Genomic DNA, 16,967 nt, shown 5'->3' with positions numbered 1-16,967 from the left:
CCGCGCTAGGACACTGGGCGCACCCATTCGAAAGCACGTGCCTCGGAACGGCTTCCCTCGGCAGTTCGGGACCGGTTGGGCTCGCCGAGTTCGGTGAGCATCGGGGTCGCGATGTCCACGAGGTCCGTCAACGTCGCAGGTGTGAGCCAGTGGGGACGGGTCGCGAACGCGATGTCCTCGGTCGAGGTGTTTCCACTCGCACCCGGCGCGAACGGACAGCCGCCGAGCCCGCCGAGGGAGCCGTCGACGACGGTCGCACCCGAGCCGATCGCGGCCAGGGTGTTCGCGACTCCGAGCCCCCACGTGTCGTGGCCGTGGAAGACGATGCGACGCTGCGGGGATTCGTCCCTGACTCGAGTGACGAGGGCGGCCACCTGGGCGGGGACGGCCTGTCCGAGGGTGTCGGCGAGAACGATGTCGTCGGCGCCGTCGGCTCGCGGGTCGTTCGCGATCGAGAGCACCCGGTCGGCCGGGACCTCGCCCTCGAACGGGCACGTGAACGACGTTGCGACACATAGCTGAATTCGCCCACCCACGTCGCGGGTCAGCTCGATTGCGGCCGGCATCGCGGCGAGGCTGTCGTCGGTGGACCGCCCGATGTTGGCCCGGTTGTGCGACTCCGACGCGGAAAAGCAGTACTGGAAGTTCCGGGCGCCCGCGGCCACGGCCTTCTCGACGTGCCGCGGGGTCGCCACCCATACCCAACAGCGGTCGAGTTCCTCGGCGGTCAGCTCGGCGATGACCTCGAGCGTGTTCGCCATCGGCGGCACTAGGTCCGGTCGCGCCATCGAGCCGATCTCGAGTTCCGGAATCCCGAGGGCCAGCAGGCCGCGGGCGATCTCGACCTTACGGTCGGTCGACAGCGGCTTTCCGGTCAGCTGCAACCCGTCCCGCAGCGTGACGTCCCGCAGGATTGCTTGCGGGGTGTAGGAGTAGGTGTTGTCCGTGGTCATCGCGCCTCCGTCTCGGCGACGATCCGGTCGATCGCGGCGTCGGATTTGCCGAGCACCGAAGCCAGAACCTCGCGGGTGTGCTCGCCCAGATCCGGTCCGACGTGCCCGATCGGCAGTGACTTCCCACCGATCACCGGGACGATCCCCGGAAAGCCCACCGGCTGCGGCACGCTGCCGCCGGTGTCGACATGGAACGTCTGAATCATGTTGCGCGCGTTGTATTGCTCGTCTTCGACGATGTCGGCGGCGGTGTAGATCGGACCGGACGGAACGTTCGCCTCGTCGAGGAGGTGCAGCGCCTCGTCGCGGGTGTGTCGGGACGTCCATGCGCTGATCGCGGCGTCGAGTTCGTCGCGGCGTGCCCAGCGGCCGGCGTTGGTCTGTAGTTCCTCGTCCGCGGCGAGGTCGGGGCGCTCGATGGTCTCCATGTAGCGCTGGAAGATCGCATCGCCGTTACCGGAGATGATGATGCTCGTGCCGTCGCTGCACGGGTACGCGTTGGACGGGGCGATGCCCTCCATGCGGCCCCCCACCCGTTCACGCTTGACGCCGTATGCGAGGTAGTCGGGGACGAGCGATTCCATCATCGACATGATCGACTCGTTGAGAGCGACGTCGATGATCCTCTGCGGCAACGGGATCTGCTCACCGGCCTTGGCGCCACGCCGATACAGGGCCATCACGGACCCGAATGCGGCGTACAGACCCGCGATCGAGTCGCCGATCGACACCCCCACCCGAACCGGGGGGCGGTCGGGATCCCCGACGAGCTCCCGGAATCCACCGACTGCCTCGGCCACGGCGGCGAAGCCCGGCCGCTGCGCGAGCGGGCCGGTCTGCCCGAACGCCGAGACCCGGGTGATCACCAGGTCCGGATTGGCCGCGTTCAGTTGCTCTGGGCCGATGCCCCACTTCTCCAACGTGCCCGGACGGAAGTTCTCCAGCAGGATGTCGCACTCGGCGACGAGTTCGAGCACGAGCGCTCGGCCCTCGTCGGAACGCAGATCCAGCACGATCGACTTCTTGTTCCGATTGATCGTGCGGTACAACATCGACGTGGAGCCCGAATAGAGGCGCCAATTTCGCAGTTCGTCACCGGTGCGCGGCCGTTCGACCTTGATGACCTCGGCGCCGAAGTCTGCAAGCAGTCGGCCGGCGGTGGGGGCGGCGATGTAGTTGCCGAGCTCGAGCACGCGGACGCCTTCGAGCGGCCGCGTGGGGATGTCGTGCGTCATCCCTAGATTCAAGCAGCTTCCGGCCGATCCTGTTTCGGGTCCACCGCGAGATGGCTTGTGCCACCTGCGCCCCTTGCGGTGTGCTCAGTGGGACACGGACCGCACACCGTGTGGGGTCTCCCGACGACGGATGGAGTGAATGGTGGGGCTGAGATCGGATCGGATCGTCGTGGTCACCGGCGCGAGCCGTGGCGCGGGCAAGGGCATCGCGCTTGCGCTCGGCGCGACCGGCGCGAAGGTGTACGTGACGGGGCGGACGAAGTCCGAGGGTGATGCGCCCCTGCCCGGCACGGTGTTCGCGACCGCCGAAGAGGTCACGCGACGGGGAGGCGTCGGCGTGCCCGTCGTACTCGATCACGGCGACGACACCCAGGTCGAGACGTTCTTCACGAAGCTGCGGGAGGAGCACGGGCGCCTGGACATCCTGGTCAACAACGCACTGACCGTTCCGGATGCACTGACCATGAGGGGACCGTTCTGGGAGAAGCCGCTGTCGCTGCTCGACCTGTTCGACGTCGGGATGCGTTCGAGCTATATCTCGAGCTACTACGCCGCTCCGCTGCTCGTAGCCAACGGCGAGGGCCTCGTGGTGAACACGTCCTCGTTCGGCGGCACGTGCTACATGCACGGCCCCGCCTACGGCGCGGGCAAGGCGGCGGTGGACAAGATGGCGCACGACATGGCTGTCGATTTTCGCCCGTGGGGTATCGCGGTGGTCTCGATCTGGATGGGCCTGCTCAAGACCGAGCGCACGCTGGCCGCATTCGCCGCGAACCCCGGCGCGTACGACGGCCTGGCCGCGACCGCCGAGTCGCCGGAGTTCACCGGCCGGGTCATCGACGCGCTCGCGCGGGACCCGGAGCTGATGGCCCGCAGCGGTCAGGTCCTCGTGGGCGCCGAGATCGCCGAAGAACTCGGCGTCACGGACGTCGAGGGACAGCAGCCCCCATCGCACCGTCCATTCCTCGGTAGCCCGCCTGAGTTCGGCGACGCCGTCATCGACTGAACCTGCCGTCGGGGTCGCGACGACTGCGCAAGATTTCTGGAACAGTGGTGAGCAGTAGGCCCCTCGAGGAGGCACCATGCCCGCACCCGATCCGTCCGACGGCGCGACCGAGCGTCGCGAGCGCATCAATGAACAGGTTCGATGCTGGTGCGAGCGGGCACGTCTCGACGGTCGGCATCCGCCGCTCTCGGACGCCGCCAGCGTGCTGATCGCGGCTGGACGTGTCGACGCATCCACCCGCCAGATCCTCGCCGCCCGACGGCGTGCCGGGCGTGCGCTCCCGTCGATCGGCGGATTCGGCGACCTGCGCCTGCTCGTCGACGAGCACCGGCACATGGTGCGCAAGGTCGCCTCGTTGCGCTCCGGCCCCGTGCAGCTCGCCTACCGCTACCGGGCCGCCGATCTCGGCAAGCGACTCGACGGGCTGCAGTCTGCGATGACGATGTCCGGCACGCACTATGCCGGCGGTGTGCGGGCGATCCGCCGTGAGCGTCGCGACGGGCTACACCTCGACCCCGGCCAGCGCGACGCGCTGTTCACTGCGCTGACCCGCACCCCGGCTCCGCTGCCGGTCCACCGCCGGCACCTGCACGATCTACGCAACGCGATGCTGGAGGGAACCGCGGCTCGGGTGGTGCGCGCGTCCGACAACACGAGGGCACGAGAGGTGGGCCGCCGAGCGGCCGAGGTGCTCGAAGGCGCGGTGGAATCCGACGATGACCGCTTCGCGGACCGATACGACACCCTGTTGTTCCTCGCCGGCGCGCTGTACGACCGGATCGAGGGATCGGCGGCATGGCATTCCGAGCACTTCGCGGTGCAACGCGCCCAACTCGATCTCGCGGAAGAGCTGACCCAGATCGCTGTCGACACCGTGGCGTTGCAGGGAATCTACGGCGAGCTCGACGATGCGCTCGTCTCCACTCCAGAGGCCAGGGATCACGTGGCCTCCCGTCGTGACTCCCTCGAACCGGTGTGGGAGCAGTTGGTCGAACGCGTCGCCGCACTCGCCCGGATCGCAGATTTGTTGTCGCATGCCGAGACCCAGCTTCGAGCCGTGGCGTCCATGCGCTGGGCAACGAGTCTGGACAGCCGGATCGACGAGCTGATCGCGCGCTCGGGCATCCGGGAATTGTCCGTGGAGAACACCCACCAGGTGGGTGACCAGCTCGATGAGGTCGAGGGTCTGCTCCGCACCTTCCGGCACACGTTGGGCGGTGACATCGCTGCACTGACCGCCCGGGGGGCACGGTAGTTCGGCGCGAGGTAGTTCAGGGCGCCGTAGCTCAGGGCACGGTAGCTCGGCGCGCGTCAGCCCGGTCTCGGCTCAGGGTCTCGAACTCGTCCTCGGAGTCGTCACAGTCCCAGCGGGATAGCGGCACCCGTGATGGGTACCGAGTCGTCCGAGAGCAAGAACGCGATCACCTTGGCGACATCTGTCGGATCGACCCAGCTCGACCGGTCGGAGTTGGGCATGGCGGCCCGGTTCGCGGGCGAGTCGATCACCCCGGGCAGCAGGGCATTCGACCGGATGTGGTCCTTCTTGTACTCGACGGCGATCGACTCGGCCAGGGCGAGGACCGCGGCCTTCGAGGTGCTGTATGCGGTGCCACCCGGGAACGGCTTCACGGCCGCGCCGGACGACATCGAGACCACTGAGCCGCCGCCGTTCGCGATGAGGTGCGGAAGTGTCGCACGCAGAACCGTGTACGTGGTACGCACGTTCAGATCCAGCTGGCGGTCGATGGCTTCCAAGTCGGCTTCGTGCGTGCGCGGCCCGGACTCGAAACCGCCGATGAGGTTGACCAGCGCCGTCAGCGGAGCATCCGGATCGCCCGCGGCGACGGAGACGGCTGCGGTGAGTTCCGTGGGGACGGCGACGTCGCACTGGACAAGCTCCAGCCGATCGTGGCTCTCGAGCCGCGCGGCCTTGGACGGCTCGGTGAACGTCGTGACTACTCGCCATCCGAGGGACAGAAGATGTTTGGTGACATGAACGCCGAGTGCGCCCGTGCCCCCGGTGACGAATGCGGTTTCGGTCATGCTGAGCGTCCTCCACAGATTCTGGCGCCGGTGCCGGTCGAAGCGCGCGGGTCGACGAGTGTCCGCGAAGGACCGGGCCACATACTGCCGGGGTGGGGATCCGCCGGGTCGTCGTAGAACGAGATCTTGTGTGGGTGTGTGGAGTCTAGAACACGATTCACCCGGGCGTACATTGTGTGGAGTACCGCACGCGCGATCGCCGGGCTGCTGGTCGGGTCGGCGTTCTCGGCTCGCCGTTCTCACCCGTCGACACGAGATCGTCACGTCGTGTAGCCCGCACGTAACACCAGGACTTCTAGCGTATACGGCGACGTATACATGGTTGGGCCGAGGTGCGGCCCGTGCGAGAAAGCGGCCAACGATGACGACGACGCTCGACGCCACCCCTACTGAACGCGTGCGAACTGCTTTCGCCCGTGTCGCCGAGTGTGCTCGCCCAGAAGTGTGGATTCATCTGCGATCGGAGTCCGACGTCCTCGCCGACGCGGTGTCGATCGAAAGGCGCGTCGCGGCGGGCGAGGAGCTGCCGCTGGCCGGGACCGTGTTCGCGGTCAAGGACAACATCGACGTCGCCGGGCTTCCGACCACGGCGGCCTGTCCGGAGTTCGCCTACATCGCCACGGCGACGTCGCCGGCGGTGACGAGACTGCTGGACGCGGGTGCGGTCCTGCTCGGCAAGACCAACCTCGACCAGTTCGCCACAGGGCTTGTCGGCACTCGCAGTCCCTACGGAATCGTTCGTGCCGCAGAGTATCCCGACCGGGTCTCGGGAGGCTCGAGCTCCGGCTCCGCAGTGGCCGTCAGCCTCGGGCTGGTCGACTTCGCGCTCGGCACTGACACCGCCGGATCCGGGCGTGTGCCCGCTGCGTTCAACGGCGTGGTCGGCATCAAGCCGACGCTCGGCCTGGTGCCGACCAGGGGTGTCGTGCCCGCGTGTGCCGACTTCGACTGCGTCACGGTGATGGCGCCGACTCTCGACCTGGCCACGCACACGATGTCGATCATGACGGGACCGGACGCAGCCGACCCTCGCAGCCGGTCGTGGCCCAGGGACGTCGTGCTCGCCGCGCCGGAACGGCCTCGTGTCGGGATTCCGATCGACGCACAGCTCGAATTGCTCTCGGACAGCTACCGGCGGAGCTTCGCGTCGACCGTGGCGGGCGTAGAGCAGGCCGGCGTCGAAGTCGTGCGCGTGGACATCGCGCCGCTCCTCGCGGCTGCGCGACTCCTCTACGATGGCGCGCTCGTCGCGGAACGGTACGACGCGGTAGGGGAGTTCGTCGTCGCGAACCCGTCCGCGGCTCTCGACCCCACCGTCGCCGGTATTATTCGCCGCGCGGCCGACAAGCCGGCCCACGAATTCGTCCGTGACACAGGCTCTCTCATCGCCGCCAAGCATTACGCAGCTGAACTGTTCGCTGACGTAGACGTGCTGCTCCTGCCCACCACGACCGAGCATCCCCTTGTCGACGATGTAGTCGTCGAGCCGCTCGAGATCAACCGCAGGCTCGGCACCTTCACGAACTTCTGCAACCTGCTCGACATGGCGTCCGTCGCCGTGCCGGCGGCGGGTGAACCCGGCGAGTCGTTCGGTGTCATGACCGTTGCCCCGGCGTTCGGCGACCAGGTTGCGCTCGATGTCGCGGCTCGTGTCGCCGGAACCGACCCCGCCGCCGTCGCACCAGACGAGGGGGTCCTGCTCGCAGTGTTCGGGGCGCACCTGCGTGGCCAGCCGCTCCATCACCAATTGGAGGCGCTGGGGGCCCGGTTCGAGCGGTCCGTGGCGACGACCGACGACTACCTCATGGTCCGTCTGGACTCCGTGCCGCCCAAGCCGGGTCTCGTGCGGGTGCCAGAAGGTGGCGGGCGTTCGCTGCCGGGGGAGTTGTACCGCATCTCGCAAGCGGGCCTGGGCGCCTTCCTGGCGGCATTGCCGGAGCCGATGGCGCTCACCGCGATGACGCTAGCGGACGGCACCGCCGCTGTCGGGTTCACGTGCACACCGGCGGCGGCTGCGGGCGGCGTCGACATCACCGGCTTCGGCGGATGGCGTGCGTTCCTGGCAGGCGTCCCCGTGGGGACGGACGGGTAGCGTCGAACCATCAGGCGAGGGCATTCGGCAGAACCACGAACAGGAGACTCCCATGCCGCCTCTCTCGGGCGCCGCGTCACAGCGACAGATGGAGACCATGCGATGACCAATCCAGGCGCACGCGCGGGAATCGGTCTGCGAGAGCGGGTCTATCTGGAACTGCGAGAGCAGATCATGACCGGTCAGGTGGATCCGCACGCCCGGCTGGTGGAGGGACGACTGTGTGAGTCGCTCGGGGTGTCGCGGACGCCGCTTCGCGAGGCGCTCGTGCGGCTGCACTCGGACGGCATCGTCATCCGGCGCGACGACGGGTACTACCCGATGTTTCCCGACCTCGACAGTATTCGGGATTTGTACGAGCTGCGGATCACGCTGGAGTTGCGGGGTATCGCCCGGCATATCGAGAACCCGGATCTCGAACTCGACCGGGCTCTGCTCGAGTCAGTGCGGCGACGGTGGCTCGACCTGAAGGCCACCCCACCGGAACCGTCCCCCGACATCGTCCAGCTAGACCAGCAGTATCACCTGGACCTGTCGACCGCGACCGGCAACCCGGCGCTGGCTCGTGCGCTGGCGAACGTCAACAGTCAGATCCGGCTCGTGAGGATGTACGACTACCAGACCCCGGAACGGGTGGATGCGACCGTGACCGAACACCTCGCCATCGTCGAACAGATCCTCGACGGTGAGTTGACGGGTGCACTCGCGTCCCTGCGTGCGCACGTGGGTGAATCCTTGGAGGTCGTCGAGCAGCGAGCAGTTCAGGCGGTCACCGCACACGCCCTACACGGTCGGCGCTGAGGCCTTCGCGCCCTACTCGGAGTCGTGTGCGCTCAACCGCGCCAGCATGCGGTCCAGCGCGGGCCCGTCGGACCCGAGATCCTCGAAGCGTGACGCGGCGTCATCGTGCTCTTCCGCCTCTACTGTTGCCAGGCTGCGCGCGATGTCGGTGCGCTGACGCACGGCAGCCAGGATCAGAGCATCCAGCTCGGCGATCTCCTGCTCGAGGCGGTCGAGCGTGGTCTCGTCGACGTCCCCCGAGGAGCCAGTGGCACGGACGGCGAGCGAATCGGTCTCAACGGACACAACGTCTCCTTTAGTCTCGAGCGGGCACGGCCAGCTGTGACCCAACTGTGACACTGTCTCACGGTTCGTCGCAGGTTTGGGCGATACGTAACAAATGTGTGTAATCCGCCAACTATTGATCAGTGGCGCGGGGGGCCCGATCCAACGGGTGTAGTGCACGTTTAGGTCACTGCACGGGACCTCGAGTGACGCTACTCACCAGTACTCGCCAATCGCCGCGACGAGGGCAGGAAGCCCGATGGCGGCCGTGGTGCGCCACGAGTGGTGGACGTGCGGGCTCAGGTCGGTCGTCTGCGGGTTGATCTCGAGGACGGTGACACCAGACTCGATTGCCTGCAGCGGCAGGGCCGCGGCTGGGTACACCACCCCGGACGTGCCGACGACGATCATAAGGTCGCATTCGTCGATCGCGTTCTCGGCCCCCTGCCAGGCCTCCAGTGGCAACGACTCGCCGAACCAGACCGCGCCGGGGCGCACCTCTCCGCCGCAACTCGCGCACTTCGGGGGCGGCACCGGGCCGGTGGGTTCGACGTCGAGACCGCCGTCCGACGGGTACGCCGCGCCGCATCCGCTGCATCGTGGGGCGAACAGGCTGCCGTGCAGGTGTGCAGTGACCTCGCTGCCGGCGCGCTCGTGCAGGTCGTCGACGTTCTGGGTGATGATCTTCATCGGGACCTGCTGCCCCCATGCCGCCAGTGCCCGGTGGCCGTCGTTGGGCTGCACGCGGCGCACCAGGCCGGTCCGCCACTGGTACCACGCCCATACCAGCCCGCTGTCGCGCCTCCACCCGTCCGGGCTCGCGAGCTGCTCCGGCTCGAACTTCTCCCACAGGCCGGTCTGGGCATCCCGGAAGGTAGGAATGCCGCTCTCGGCGGACATGCCGGCGCCACTGAACGCGACCACCCGGCGAGCGAGGCGGGCTGCCTCGACGATCGCCGGATCGACGGTGTGCTGGTTCATGCCGTCGATTGTGGTGGCCCGGCTCCCGGCACCCGCATCGGGGTAGGCGGTGCGGAGCCGATCGAGGCGAGCCGATCGGGTTGAATTGGCGCATGCCGATGCCTGTGTGGACCCGATGACCGGCGAGCTGCTGCCGCATCCCGGCACGGGTGAGCTGTTCGCATCCCCGGTACCCCCCGGTACCGGCTGGCCCGCCGATCCGGCGACCGTGGACACGCCTGTCGCGCGCTGCGCGGAGGACGTCGCCGCTCAGGCCACCACCGCGGCAAACCTGGAGGAGCTCGACGCCCGCGTGAGCGTGTGCCGGGCGTGTCCGCGTCTGGTGGACTGGCGCGAGCATGTCGCCGACGTCAAACGACGTGCATTCGCGGACCAGCCCTACTGGGGACGTCCGCTCCCGGGCTTCGGTGACACGCTGCCCAAATTGTTGATCGTGGGCCTGGCGCCCGCGGCACACGGCGGAAACCGCACCGGCCGGATGTTCACCGGTGATCAGTCCGGCGACTGGTTGTTCCGGGCACTGCACCGCGCCGGCGTCGCGAACAGGGCGACCGCCGAGCACGCCGGGGACGGGCAGAAGCTGTTCGGCGCCAGAATGATCTCGGCCGTCCGCTGCGCGCCGCCGGACAACAAGCCGACCGTCGAGGAACGGGACCGCTGCGCGAGTTGGTTGGACGCCGAACTCGCGGACCTGCTGCCGTGGGTGCGTGCCGTCCTCGCTCTGGGCTCCTTCGGCTGGGATGCGACCCTGAACGTCGTTCGCCGCGCAGGGGGGACCGTGCCCGTGCCCAAGCCGAAGTTCGGGCACGGGGAGATCGCCGTCCTGCACACCCCGGCCGGTAAGACGCTCACCATGATCGGGTGCTATCACCCGAGTCAGCAGAACACCTTCACCGGCAAGCTCACGGAGGAGATGCTCGACGACGTGATCGGCCGTGCCAGGGATCTCGCCGAGCTCGGGTGGGGTTGCGGCGGCTCGGGACCATGACGGGGCGCGGGTACCATCCCAGCCACGTCGACCGCCGCTGGAGGTGTGCATGAGCCATCAGGTTCCGGAACCCGCAATGCAGATGGGGTATGTCGTCGCGGAACTCGACGATGCCCTCGACCACTGGGTGAAACACGCCGGTGTCGGCCCGTGGACGGTGTTCCGTGGCGTGAGGCTGTCCGGGCGCTACGCCGGAGCCGACACCGTCGTGACCATGGACGTCGCGATGGGGTACACCGGCGCCCTCCAGATCGAACTCATGCAGATCACGTCGTCCACACCGTCCCCGTACACGGATGATGCGGGTAATCCACTGCTCGGTCCCCACCACATCGCTTGGATCACAGATGATCTCGATGAATCGCTCGCTTCCGCTCGCAGTCGCGGTCTCGAGGAACTGTTCGTCGCCGAGAGCCCCTTCACCCGGGTCGCATACGTGCACTCGCCGGCGCAGCCGGGGATCGTCTTCGAGTACATCCAGAGCGCCGGGATGCGGGCGATGCTCGACTACGGAATCGAGCAGGCCCGTACCTGGGATGGTTCGGATCCCGTTCGAACGATCGGTTGAGCCCGTTGATTGGAAGAGGACACTCCGAGGCGATCGGCTCGACCGCCCCGTCGCGCAGCCCTCGCCACTCGATTCGGCAGCGGTTATGAGGCAAAGGATTTGAGTGAACGAGAGCGTATCCGTCCGCATCACTCCACATCTGAACGTGAACTGCTGATCAACCCCGCTTAGGTGTCACGGATCTGGACATCTACCGCCACGGGTCAGTATTGTGCTCTTCTGAAGTCGGTCGCGGGGGTTCCGACGTCGCGCATAGACGCGTCGGATCTGCATTGCGCGCAGCATGTTTCGAGGTTCAGGGGAGGACGTTGAAGTGACGAGTTCGAAGGTTGGGCGCGCCCGCGCTCTTGCGGCTGCGGCGGTTCTGACCGCCGCGTCGCTGCTCGCAGCGCCGACGACGGCATTGGCCCAAGTCGGTGCAGCGGCTGCACCAAACGAGTCCGGGTCTTACCTGGCGAGATACACCCAGAGCTCCGACCGCAAGGTCAAAATCTCGGTGTACTCGCCGTCGATGGATCGAAACATCCCTCTCGAGGTGATCCTGCCTGCGGACACCAGTGAGCCACGACCGACGCTGTATCTCCTCAACGGCGCCGGCGGGGGCGAGGACTCCGCGACATGGCAGCGCAAGTCCGACGTGATGGACTTCTTCAAGAACGAGAACGTCAATGTCGTGACTCCACTCGAGGGGGCATTCAGCTACTACACCGACTGGGAGAAAGACGATCCGAAGCTCGGCCGCCAGAAGTGGCAGACCTTCCTGCTCGAGGAACTACCGCCAGTAATCGACGAGAGGTTCGGAACCAACGGCATTCAGTCCATTGCCGCGATCTCGATGACCGCGACGTCGGTACTCAATCTCGCAATCGCCAAGCCCGGCTTCTACGAGAGCGTCGGCTCCTACAGTGGCTGTGCCGAGACCAGCACGTGGGCAGGTCAGAGCGCGATCCAAACGGTCCTTGGTGTGCGTGGCGGTGTAGACGTCACGAACATGTGGGGCCCACTCGATGGCCCAGGTTGGGTGGCGAACGATCCGGTCGTCAACGCTGAACGACTGCGCGGCACCGAGCTGTACATCACGAGCGGCTCCGGTCTGCCCGGTCCTCACGAAACGCTCGAGGGCCCCGGGATCAACGGCCAGGCTCTGGCACTTGCCAACCAGATCATTGTCGGCGGCGTCATCGAAGCCGCGACCAACTACTGCACCCACAACCTCGCCAGACGACTCGCCGAGTTGAACATCCCTGCCGTCGTCGATTTCCGGCCCGGGGGCACCCATTCGTGGGGCTACTGGCAGGACGACCTGCACAACTCCTGGCCGATGATCGCGCGCTCGATGGGAATCTGAGGTCCTGAGCCCGCTTCGCGAGTCGTCCTTCCCGGAGACACATGGAAGGGTGAGAACGTTTCCGTACAGGCGATTTCGGGTCGAGATGCGGGTGCCGCCGTTGGTGGCTCGCGCCGGTCGAGAACTTGACGCGGGATTTCAGGTTCCCCCACTCCGGTGGTTTGTTGCAATACCGTGATCTTCGCCAGGCGCCCGCTCCGGGGGCCGTGATTGCGAGGAGGTATGCATGCGTGCTGCAAGAATCGGGATCGCAGGACTAGCTTCGTTGGCAATGTTAACGGGCGGTATCGCCCAGGCCAATCCGTTCGGTGGCACCGGTTCGGTCGGTGCGGCGGGTGGGTTCGGTGCGGTGGGTTCGTTCGGTTCGTCCGGAAGCGGAAGCTTGGGTGGGCCGACCATTCCTGGCACCGGCGAGTTCCTGGTCGGCGACGGGGAAAACAAGGTCAAGCCGGGCATCTACGAGAACCCCGGCCTCGAGAACGAGAAATGCGATTGGGAACGCAAAGCCCCCGGCGGCGAGGTCGCCAAAGGCCGTACCAAGCCAGCCAACGATCCCGATAAAACGGTGGCATCCGCTGTGGTCATCGAGAAGACCGACACCAAGTTCGTCACCAACGACTGCGCGGAGTGGAAGTGGGTGGCCCCGCTCGAGGACGGTACCGGGTCGCTGGGTTCGACCGGGTCGCTCGGCTCGTCGGGGAGCCTGGGCAAGCCGACCATTTCTGGCACCGGCGAGTTCCTGGTCGGCGACGGGGAAAACAAGGTCAAGCCGGGCATCTACCAGAACCCCGGCCTCGAGAACGAGAAATGCGATTGGGAACGCAAAGCCCCCGGCGGCGAGGTCGCCACAGGCCGTACCAAGCCAGCCAACGATCCCGATAAGACGGTGGCATCGGCTGTGGTCATCGAGAAGACCGACACCAAGTTCGTCACCAACGACTGCGCGGAGTGGAAGTGGGTGGCTCCGCTGCCGAACGGCTTCGGGTCCACCGGGTCCGGCGGGTTTGCCGGTGCCGGTGCCGGTGGGTTCGTAGGATCCATCGGGTCGTAGGACCGAATGATGTTGTCCCTGGACGGTTCCGGTGGCGGGCATGTCGGCATGCACCGCACCGGCCGTCCGGGGCGCAGCGTTCCCTCAGCAACCAGGCGGTCTCGAGCCAGCACCTGTGCCATCTGGGTCTTAGCTAGCGGGCAGACTCCTGCTCGGCCAGCGCCCGACGGGACTCCTCGTGCAGTACCTCGATGAGTTCGCGTTCGATCGCCACGAACTCGGGGGACGTGACCACCGAGAGTTCTCGCGGACGCGGCAGATCGACGACCACGTCGCGTCGAACCGTCGCCGGCCTGGCCGACAGGACGACTACGCGGTCGGACAGGAACACGGCCTCGCGGACGTCGTGGGTGATCATCAGTACCGTCCAACGGTACTGCTGCCACACGTCCTGCAACCAGGTCTGCATCTCGGTGCGGGTCAGCGAGTCCAGGGCGCCGAACGGCTCGTCGAGCAGCAGAACCGAGCGGTTCTGTACAACCGTGCGGAGCAAGGCTGCCCGCTGGCGCATTCCGCCCGAGAGTTGGTGGGGTCGAGCATTCTCGAAGCCTGCGAGCCCGAACCGTGGGAAGAGTTCGGCGGCGCGGGCGCGAGCCTGTTTGCGGGGGACGCGCTGAACCTCGAGTCCGAGGGTGGTGTTGTCGAGGACCGAACGCCACGGGAAGAGCAGATCCTTCTGGGGCATGTGGGCGCACGTCGGCGCAGACACGGTGCCGGAGTCCGGATCATCGAGACCCGCAACGATCCCGAAGATGGTGCTCTTGCCGCAACCACTCGGCCCGATCACGGACACGAACTCACCGGGTCGGACGCCGAGGTCGACACCGTCGAGAACTCGTCGGTTACCGAACGTCTTGGTGACGGAGAACAGTTCGACGATGGGGGTATCGGTCTGGATGTCAGTCATGGTGTCGGTCCCGGCTCGGTCGCATGGCCCAGGGTGCCACGACCCGTTCGATCGCGAATGTGCACAGATACAGTGCGACGCTGACCACCGCAGTGACCAGGACGGCCGCGAGCACCAGGTCGGTGCGGAAGGAGTTCTTCTGGACGCTCATGTAGATGCCCAGTCCGGAACTCGCGCCGACGTACTCGGCGAACACCGCGCCCACGACTGCATACGTCACGCCGATTCGCAACGCCGTGAAGAAGCGGGGGAGAGCCGACGGCAGTCGCACGTACCGGAACTGTTGCCAGCGCGTCGCGCCCATGCTGCGCAGCAGCGCGCCGGCATCCCGATCGGCTGCCGCGAAGCCCTCGATCAGGCCGATGGTCATCGGGAAGAACGTCGCGAGGGCGATCACGAGGACCTTCGGCAGCAGGCCGAAGCCGAACCAGATGATCATCAGCGGCGCGATCGCGATGATCGGTAGCGTCTGGGAGACGACGAACAGCGGAACGAAGGCGCGTCGTAGCCGGGGGGAAAAGTCGACGAGGATCGCGAGCGCCCAAGCTACGACGAGGGAGACCGCGAACCCTACGAGCGTGACCTGCACTGTGGCCCACGCGTTGACAGCGATGTCGTCACGGTGCATCCATCCCTGCTCGACCACCCGGGCGGGTGACGGCAGGACCTGTGGTCGGATCCCACTCACCACGACATAGATCTGCCATGCCGCGACCAGCATTATCACGACGAGCGCGGCCGGAAGGAACCGGCGCACCGGTCCGTGTGCCGGTAGCGTTCCGCGACTAGGACGCTGCGAGGTACTCATCGGTGAAGTACGTAGACCAGTCCGGTTCGGTGGTCAGGGGATTGCCGTCGGGCCCGGCGAGCAGTGCGTTCTCGTACAGGAACCCCGAGTAGCCGGCCCACCGGTCCCGCGTCTGCGCGCCGACGCGGCCCGAGGTGTCCTTCATGTAGTCCGCCGCCAGCATCCGCTGGCTCTCGTAGACCAGTTCCTCGTCGCTGAAGACACCCGGGTTGGCGTCGATCAATGCTCGTGCACCGCGGTCCGGATCGTCGGCGGCCACCTGGTAGCCGCGCTGCAGGGCCTCCACGAACTTGCGTGCCTGCTCGGGATGCTCGGCGAGCCAGGTCTCGTTCCCGTTGACCACGATTGCGTATGCGTCCGGGAAACCGAAGTCCGTGTAATGGAAGTAGCGCATCGGGGTGCCACGATGTTCCGCCTCGATGCCCTCCCACGCGAAGAACGACACCGTGAAGTCGGCCTGCCCGTCGTACACCGCTTCGTAGGCGGACGTGCCGAGTACGACGGTCTCGAAATCACCTGTACCGCCGTCATTCCGGATGACCTGGCGGAGAATCGCCTCCTCGCCGGGATCGCCGAACCCGGCGTAGATCTTGCCGTCGAGGTCCCTGGGGCGAGTGATGTCGGCCCGATCCGCCTTGACGCCGATACCGGTCGCCCAGTGCTGCAGCGGCGCGAGCACCGAGACGGTCCGGGCGCCCGCGGCCCGCGAGAACGTGGCCGCACCCTGGAAGCTGATGCCGAACTCGGCCCGCCCGGCGTCGACCAGGGTGTCCGGCGACGACTGGTTGTACGGCAGCACCTCGACGTTCAGTCCGGCGTCGGTGAAGAAGCCCTCCTCGAGCGCGAGGTACAACCCGGTGTGGTTCGTGTTCGGTGTCCAGTCCAGGGCGAACCGGATGGTGTCGGCCGAGTTGTCGGAACTGCCGCATGCGGTGAGGACGCCCAGCACGGACACCACGATCGCCGAGGTCGCCAGAGCGCGGCGCAGCCGCGACATGGTCCTCACGACGCCGGCCAGGACTGCTGGTTCAGGGAGGTGTCCCAGAACATGAACTCGTAGCGCGTCGCGATCACGAACGCGCGGATCATGGCCTCGCGCTGCTCGGCGGTTGCGGCGTCTGCGGCAGCGTCGACGAGGCGACGTGCCGACTCGACGGACTCTTGGAAGGCAGGATCGTCGTAGGTGGTCACCCACTGCGCGTACGGGTGCGACGGATCGGCCGCGAGCACTTCGTGGGCGGTGGCGGCGAGGCGGCGACCCACCACGGCGTAGATCCAGAAGCACGGCAGAACCGCGGCGGCCCCAACCGGGTACGGCTCGGTGGATGCGGTCGCGGTCAGGTACGACACGTACCCGAGGCAGGCCGGTGAGTGCTCCGGCGCCTGCGTGCTCTCGGGGAGGGAGCCGCCGGCCAGGAGTTCTCCGTGCAGTTGAGTTTCGACGACGGCGGCCGTCGCGGCCGACGTCGCCCAGAACGCCGCGGTCTGGGGATCCGGCGACTTGGTGGCCAACAGTGCGAGGGCCTTCGTGTACTCGGCCAAATACAGCGAGTCCTGCTCGATGTAATGACGGAACACGTCGAGCGGAAGTGTGCCGTCACCGAGTCGACGCAGGAACTCCATGTCGTCGATCAGAGCGCGCAGATCGGCCGTGCGCTCCCACAGCAGATCGGTGAATCGAGCGCCTTCGGTGGCGGAATGGTCAGACGAGTCCTGGACAGGCGTTGTCATCGCCATGACATCCCTTCGTCAGCATTACCTGATGCAGGTTCCCGGGTGTGATCTCAGCCCCGCCCTTGCGGAGCACCCCGTGTCAGTGAACGTGCCGACCTTAGCACTGCAGGATTGGTACGTTTGAGGCGACGGTCCGTCGTGGAACGGACCGACCGGCAGTCGGCACCATCCCGCGCGGGAGGTCAGGA

At 66.9% G+C, this 16,967-nt stretch carries 17 protein-coding genes and 1 riboswitch; of the genes, 8 read left to right on the top strand and 9 right to left on the bottom strand.

Annotated elements, in window-relative coordinates; translation table 11 throughout:
- Positions 1-5: 5 nt before the first annotated feature.
- The gene (locus EF834_RS00795) at positions 6-953 is read right to left on the bottom strand and encodes a hydroxymethylglutaryl-CoA lyase (protein WP_127944576.1); all 948 of its coding nucleotides are present in this window, start codon (positions 951-953) and stop codon (positions 6-8) included.
- A complete protein-coding gene (locus tag EF834_RS00790; RefSeq protein ID WP_127944573.1) occupies positions 950-2,188 on the bottom strand; it encodes a CaiB/BaiF CoA transferase family protein in 1,239 nt (412 codons plus the stop codon). The genes EF834_RS00795 and EF834_RS00790 overlap by 4 nt, the downstream gene beginning before the upstream one ends.
- A gap of 139 nt (positions 2,189-2,327) precedes the next feature.
- Here EF834_RS00790 and EF834_RS00785 point away from each other — a divergent pair, with 139 nt between their 5' ends.
- Both EF834_RS00785 and EF834_RS00780 read left to right on the top strand, forming a co-directional pair.
- On the top strand, positions 2,328-3,194 hold the full coding sequence (locus EF834_RS00785; RefSeq protein WP_127944570.1) for an SDR family NAD(P)-dependent oxidoreductase: 867 nt from the start codon (positions 2,328-2,330) through the stop codon (positions 3,192-3,194).
- Positions 3,195-3,270: 76 nt separating this feature from the next.
- On the top strand, positions 3,271-4,449 hold the full coding sequence (locus tag EF834_RS00780) for a hypothetical protein (protein ID WP_127944566.1): 1,179 nt from the start codon (positions 3,271-3,273) through the stop codon (positions 4,447-4,449).
- 101 nt (positions 4,450-4,550) lie between these two features.
- On the opposite strand, the gene EF834_RS00775 is transcribed toward EF834_RS00780, so the two are convergent.
- On the bottom strand, positions 4,551-5,237 hold the full coding sequence (locus EF834_RS00775) for an SDR family NAD(P)-dependent oxidoreductase (protein WP_127944562.1): 687 nt from the start codon (positions 5,235-5,237) through the stop codon (positions 4,551-4,553).
- Between the two features lie 361 nt (positions 5,238-5,598).
- On the opposite strand from EF834_RS00775, the gene atzF reads away from it, so the two are divergent.
- Positions 5,599-7,329, top strand: coding sequence for an allophanate hydrolase (gene atzF, locus EF834_RS00770; RefSeq protein ID WP_127944559.1), 1,731 nt, complete (start codon positions 5,599-5,601; stop codon positions 7,327-7,329).
- Between the two features lie 102 nt (positions 7,330-7,431).
- Positions 7,432-8,130, top strand: coding sequence for a GntR family transcriptional regulator (locus EF834_RS00765; RefSeq protein WP_127944556.1), 699 nt, complete (start codon positions 7,432-7,434; stop codon positions 8,128-8,130).
- Between the two features lie 12 nt (positions 8,131-8,142).
- Here the strand turns inward: EF834_RS00765 and EF834_RS00760 are convergent, their stop codons facing one another.
- Positions 8,143-8,415, bottom strand: a complete 273-nt coding sequence (locus EF834_RS00760) for a chorismate mutase family protein (protein ID WP_127944553.1) — start codon at positions 8,413-8,415, stop codon at positions 8,143-8,145.
- A 195-nt stretch (positions 8,416-8,610) separates the two neighbouring features.
- Positions 8,611-9,375, bottom strand: coding sequence for an SIR2 family NAD-dependent protein deacylase (locus EF834_RS00755; RefSeq protein ID WP_127944549.1), 765 nt, complete (start codon positions 9,373-9,375; stop codon positions 8,611-8,613).
- 115 nt (positions 9,376-9,490) lie between these two features.
- Here EF834_RS00755 and EF834_RS00750 point away from each other — a divergent pair, with 115 nt between their 5' ends.
- From EF834_RS00750 to EF834_RS00735, 4 genes are all read left to right on the top strand, one after another.
- A complete protein-coding gene (locus EF834_RS00750; protein ID WP_127944547.1) occupies positions 9,491-10,363 on the top strand; it encodes a uracil-DNA glycosylase in 873 nt (290 codons plus the stop codon).
- A 49-nt stretch (positions 10,364-10,412) separates the two neighbouring features.
- Complete coding sequence (locus EF834_RS00745) at positions 10,413-10,931, top strand: VOC family protein (RefSeq protein WP_127944544.1); 519 nt, start codon at positions 10,413-10,415, stop codon at positions 10,929-10,931.
- Between the two features lie 283 nt (positions 10,932-11,214).
- A complete protein-coding gene (locus tag EF834_RS00740; protein WP_127944541.1) occupies positions 11,215-12,279 on the top strand; it encodes an alpha/beta hydrolase in 1,065 nt (354 codons plus the stop codon).
- Positions 12,280-12,505: 226 nt separating this feature from the next.
- On the top strand, positions 12,506-13,330 hold the full coding sequence (locus tag EF834_RS00735; RefSeq protein WP_127944538.1) for a hypothetical protein: 825 nt from the start codon (positions 12,506-12,508) through the stop codon (positions 13,328-13,330).
- A 133-nt stretch (positions 13,331-13,463) separates the two neighbouring features.
- Here EF834_RS00735 and EF834_RS00730 read toward each other — a convergent pair whose 3' ends face one another.
- The 4 genes from EF834_RS00730 to EF834_RS00715 all read right to left on the bottom strand — a co-directional run bounded on the left by EF834_RS00730 (position 13,464) and on the right by EF834_RS00715 (position 16,782).
- The gene (locus EF834_RS00730) at positions 13,464-14,237 is read right to left on the bottom strand and encodes an ABC transporter ATP-binding protein (RefSeq protein WP_127944535.1); all 774 of its coding nucleotides are present in this window, start codon (positions 14,235-14,237) and stop codon (positions 13,464-13,466) included.
- On the bottom strand, positions 14,230-15,045 hold the full coding sequence (locus EF834_RS00725; protein WP_127944532.1) for an ABC transporter permease: 816 nt from the start codon (positions 15,043-15,045) through the stop codon (positions 14,230-14,232). The genes EF834_RS00730 and EF834_RS00725 overlap by 8 nt, the downstream gene beginning before the upstream one ends.
- A complete protein-coding gene (locus EF834_RS00720) occupies positions 15,023-16,051 on the bottom strand; it encodes an ABC transporter substrate-binding protein (protein WP_127944529.1) in 1,029 nt (342 codons plus the stop codon). The genes EF834_RS00725 and EF834_RS00720 overlap by 23 nt, the downstream gene beginning before the upstream one ends.
- Positions 16,048-16,782 (bottom strand): TenA family protein, encoded by a 735-nt coding sequence (locus tag EF834_RS00715; protein WP_408014433.1) that lies wholly within the window; start codon positions 16,780-16,782, stop codon positions 16,048-16,050. The genes EF834_RS00720 and EF834_RS00715 overlap by 4 nt, the downstream gene beginning before the upstream one ends.
- A riboswitch (TPP riboswitch) is annotated at positions 16,770-16,866 on the bottom strand. Its footprint overlaps the gene before it by 13 nt.
- Positions 16,867-16,967 lie beyond the last annotated feature (101 nt).

The organism is Rhodococcus spongiicola (assembly GCF_004011835.1).
In the GTDB taxonomy this organism is placed as follows: Bacteria; Actinomycetota; Actinomycetes; order Mycobacteriales; family Mycobacteriaceae; genus Prescottella; species Prescottella spongiicola.
Note: the sequence above shows the minus strand (reverse complement) of the source record. Positions and strands in the feature narration are given on the sequence as shown.

What these genes read in the sequence shown, in the direction of transcription:
- EF834_RS00785 (WP_127944570.1), top strand. Translation starts at nt 2,328, where the DNA reads ATGGTGGGGCTGAGATCGGATCGGATCGTCGTGGTCACCGGCGCGAGC.
- EF834_RS00755 (WP_127944549.1), bottom strand. Translation starts at nt 9,375, where the DNA reads ATGAACCAGCACACCGTCGATCCGGCGATCGTCGAGGCAGCCCGCCTC.
- EF834_RS00740 (WP_127944541.1), top strand. Translation starts at nt 11,215, where the DNA reads ATGTTTCGAGGTTCAGGGGAGGACGTTGAAGTGACGAGTTCGAAGGTT.
- EF834_RS00765 (WP_127944556.1), top strand. Translation starts at nt 7,432, where the DNA reads ATGACCAATCCAGGCGCACGCGCGGGAATCGGTCTGCGAGAGCGGGTC.
- EF834_RS00735 (WP_127944538.1), top strand. Translation starts at nt 12,506, where the DNA reads ATGCGTGCTGCAAGAATCGGGATCGCAGGACTAGCTTCGTTGGCAATG.
- EF834_RS00745 (WP_127944544.1), top strand. Translation starts at nt 10,413, where the DNA reads ATGAGCCATCAGGTTCCGGAACCCGCAATGCAGATGGGGTATGTCGTC.
- atzF (WP_127944559.1), top strand. Translation starts at nt 5,599, where the DNA reads ATGACGACGACGCTCGACGCCACCCCTACTGAACGCGTGCGAACTGCT.
- EF834_RS00730 (WP_127944535.1), bottom strand. Translation starts at nt 14,237, where the DNA reads ATGACTGACATCCAGACCGATACCCCCATCGTCGAACTGTTCTCCGTC.
- EF834_RS00715 (WP_408014433.1), bottom strand. Translation starts at nt 16,782, where the DNA reads ATGGCGATGACAACGCCTGTCCAGGACTCGTCTGACCATTCCGCCACC.
- EF834_RS00750 (WP_127944547.1), top strand. Translation starts at nt 9,491, where the DNA reads ATGACCGGCGAGCTGCTGCCGCATCCCGGCACGGGTGAGCTGTTCGCA.
- EF834_RS00795 (WP_127944576.1), bottom strand. Translation starts at nt 953, where the DNA reads ATGACCACGGACAACACCTACTCCTACACCCCGCAAGCAATCCTGCGG.
- EF834_RS00725 (WP_127944532.1), bottom strand. Translation starts at nt 15,045, where the DNA reads ATGAGTACCTCGCAGCGTCCTAGTCGCGGAACGCTACCGGCACACGGA.
- EF834_RS00780 (WP_127944566.1), top strand. Translation starts at nt 3,271, where the DNA reads ATGCCCGCACCCGATCCGTCCGACGGCGCGACCGAGCGTCGCGAGCGC.
- EF834_RS00775 (WP_127944562.1), bottom strand. Translation starts at nt 5,237, where the DNA reads ATGACCGAAACCGCATTCGTCACCGGGGGCACGGGCGCACTCGGCGTT.
- EF834_RS00790 (WP_127944573.1), bottom strand. Translation starts at nt 2,188, where the DNA reads ATGACGCACGACATCCCCACGCGGCCGCTCGAAGGCGTCCGCGTGCTC.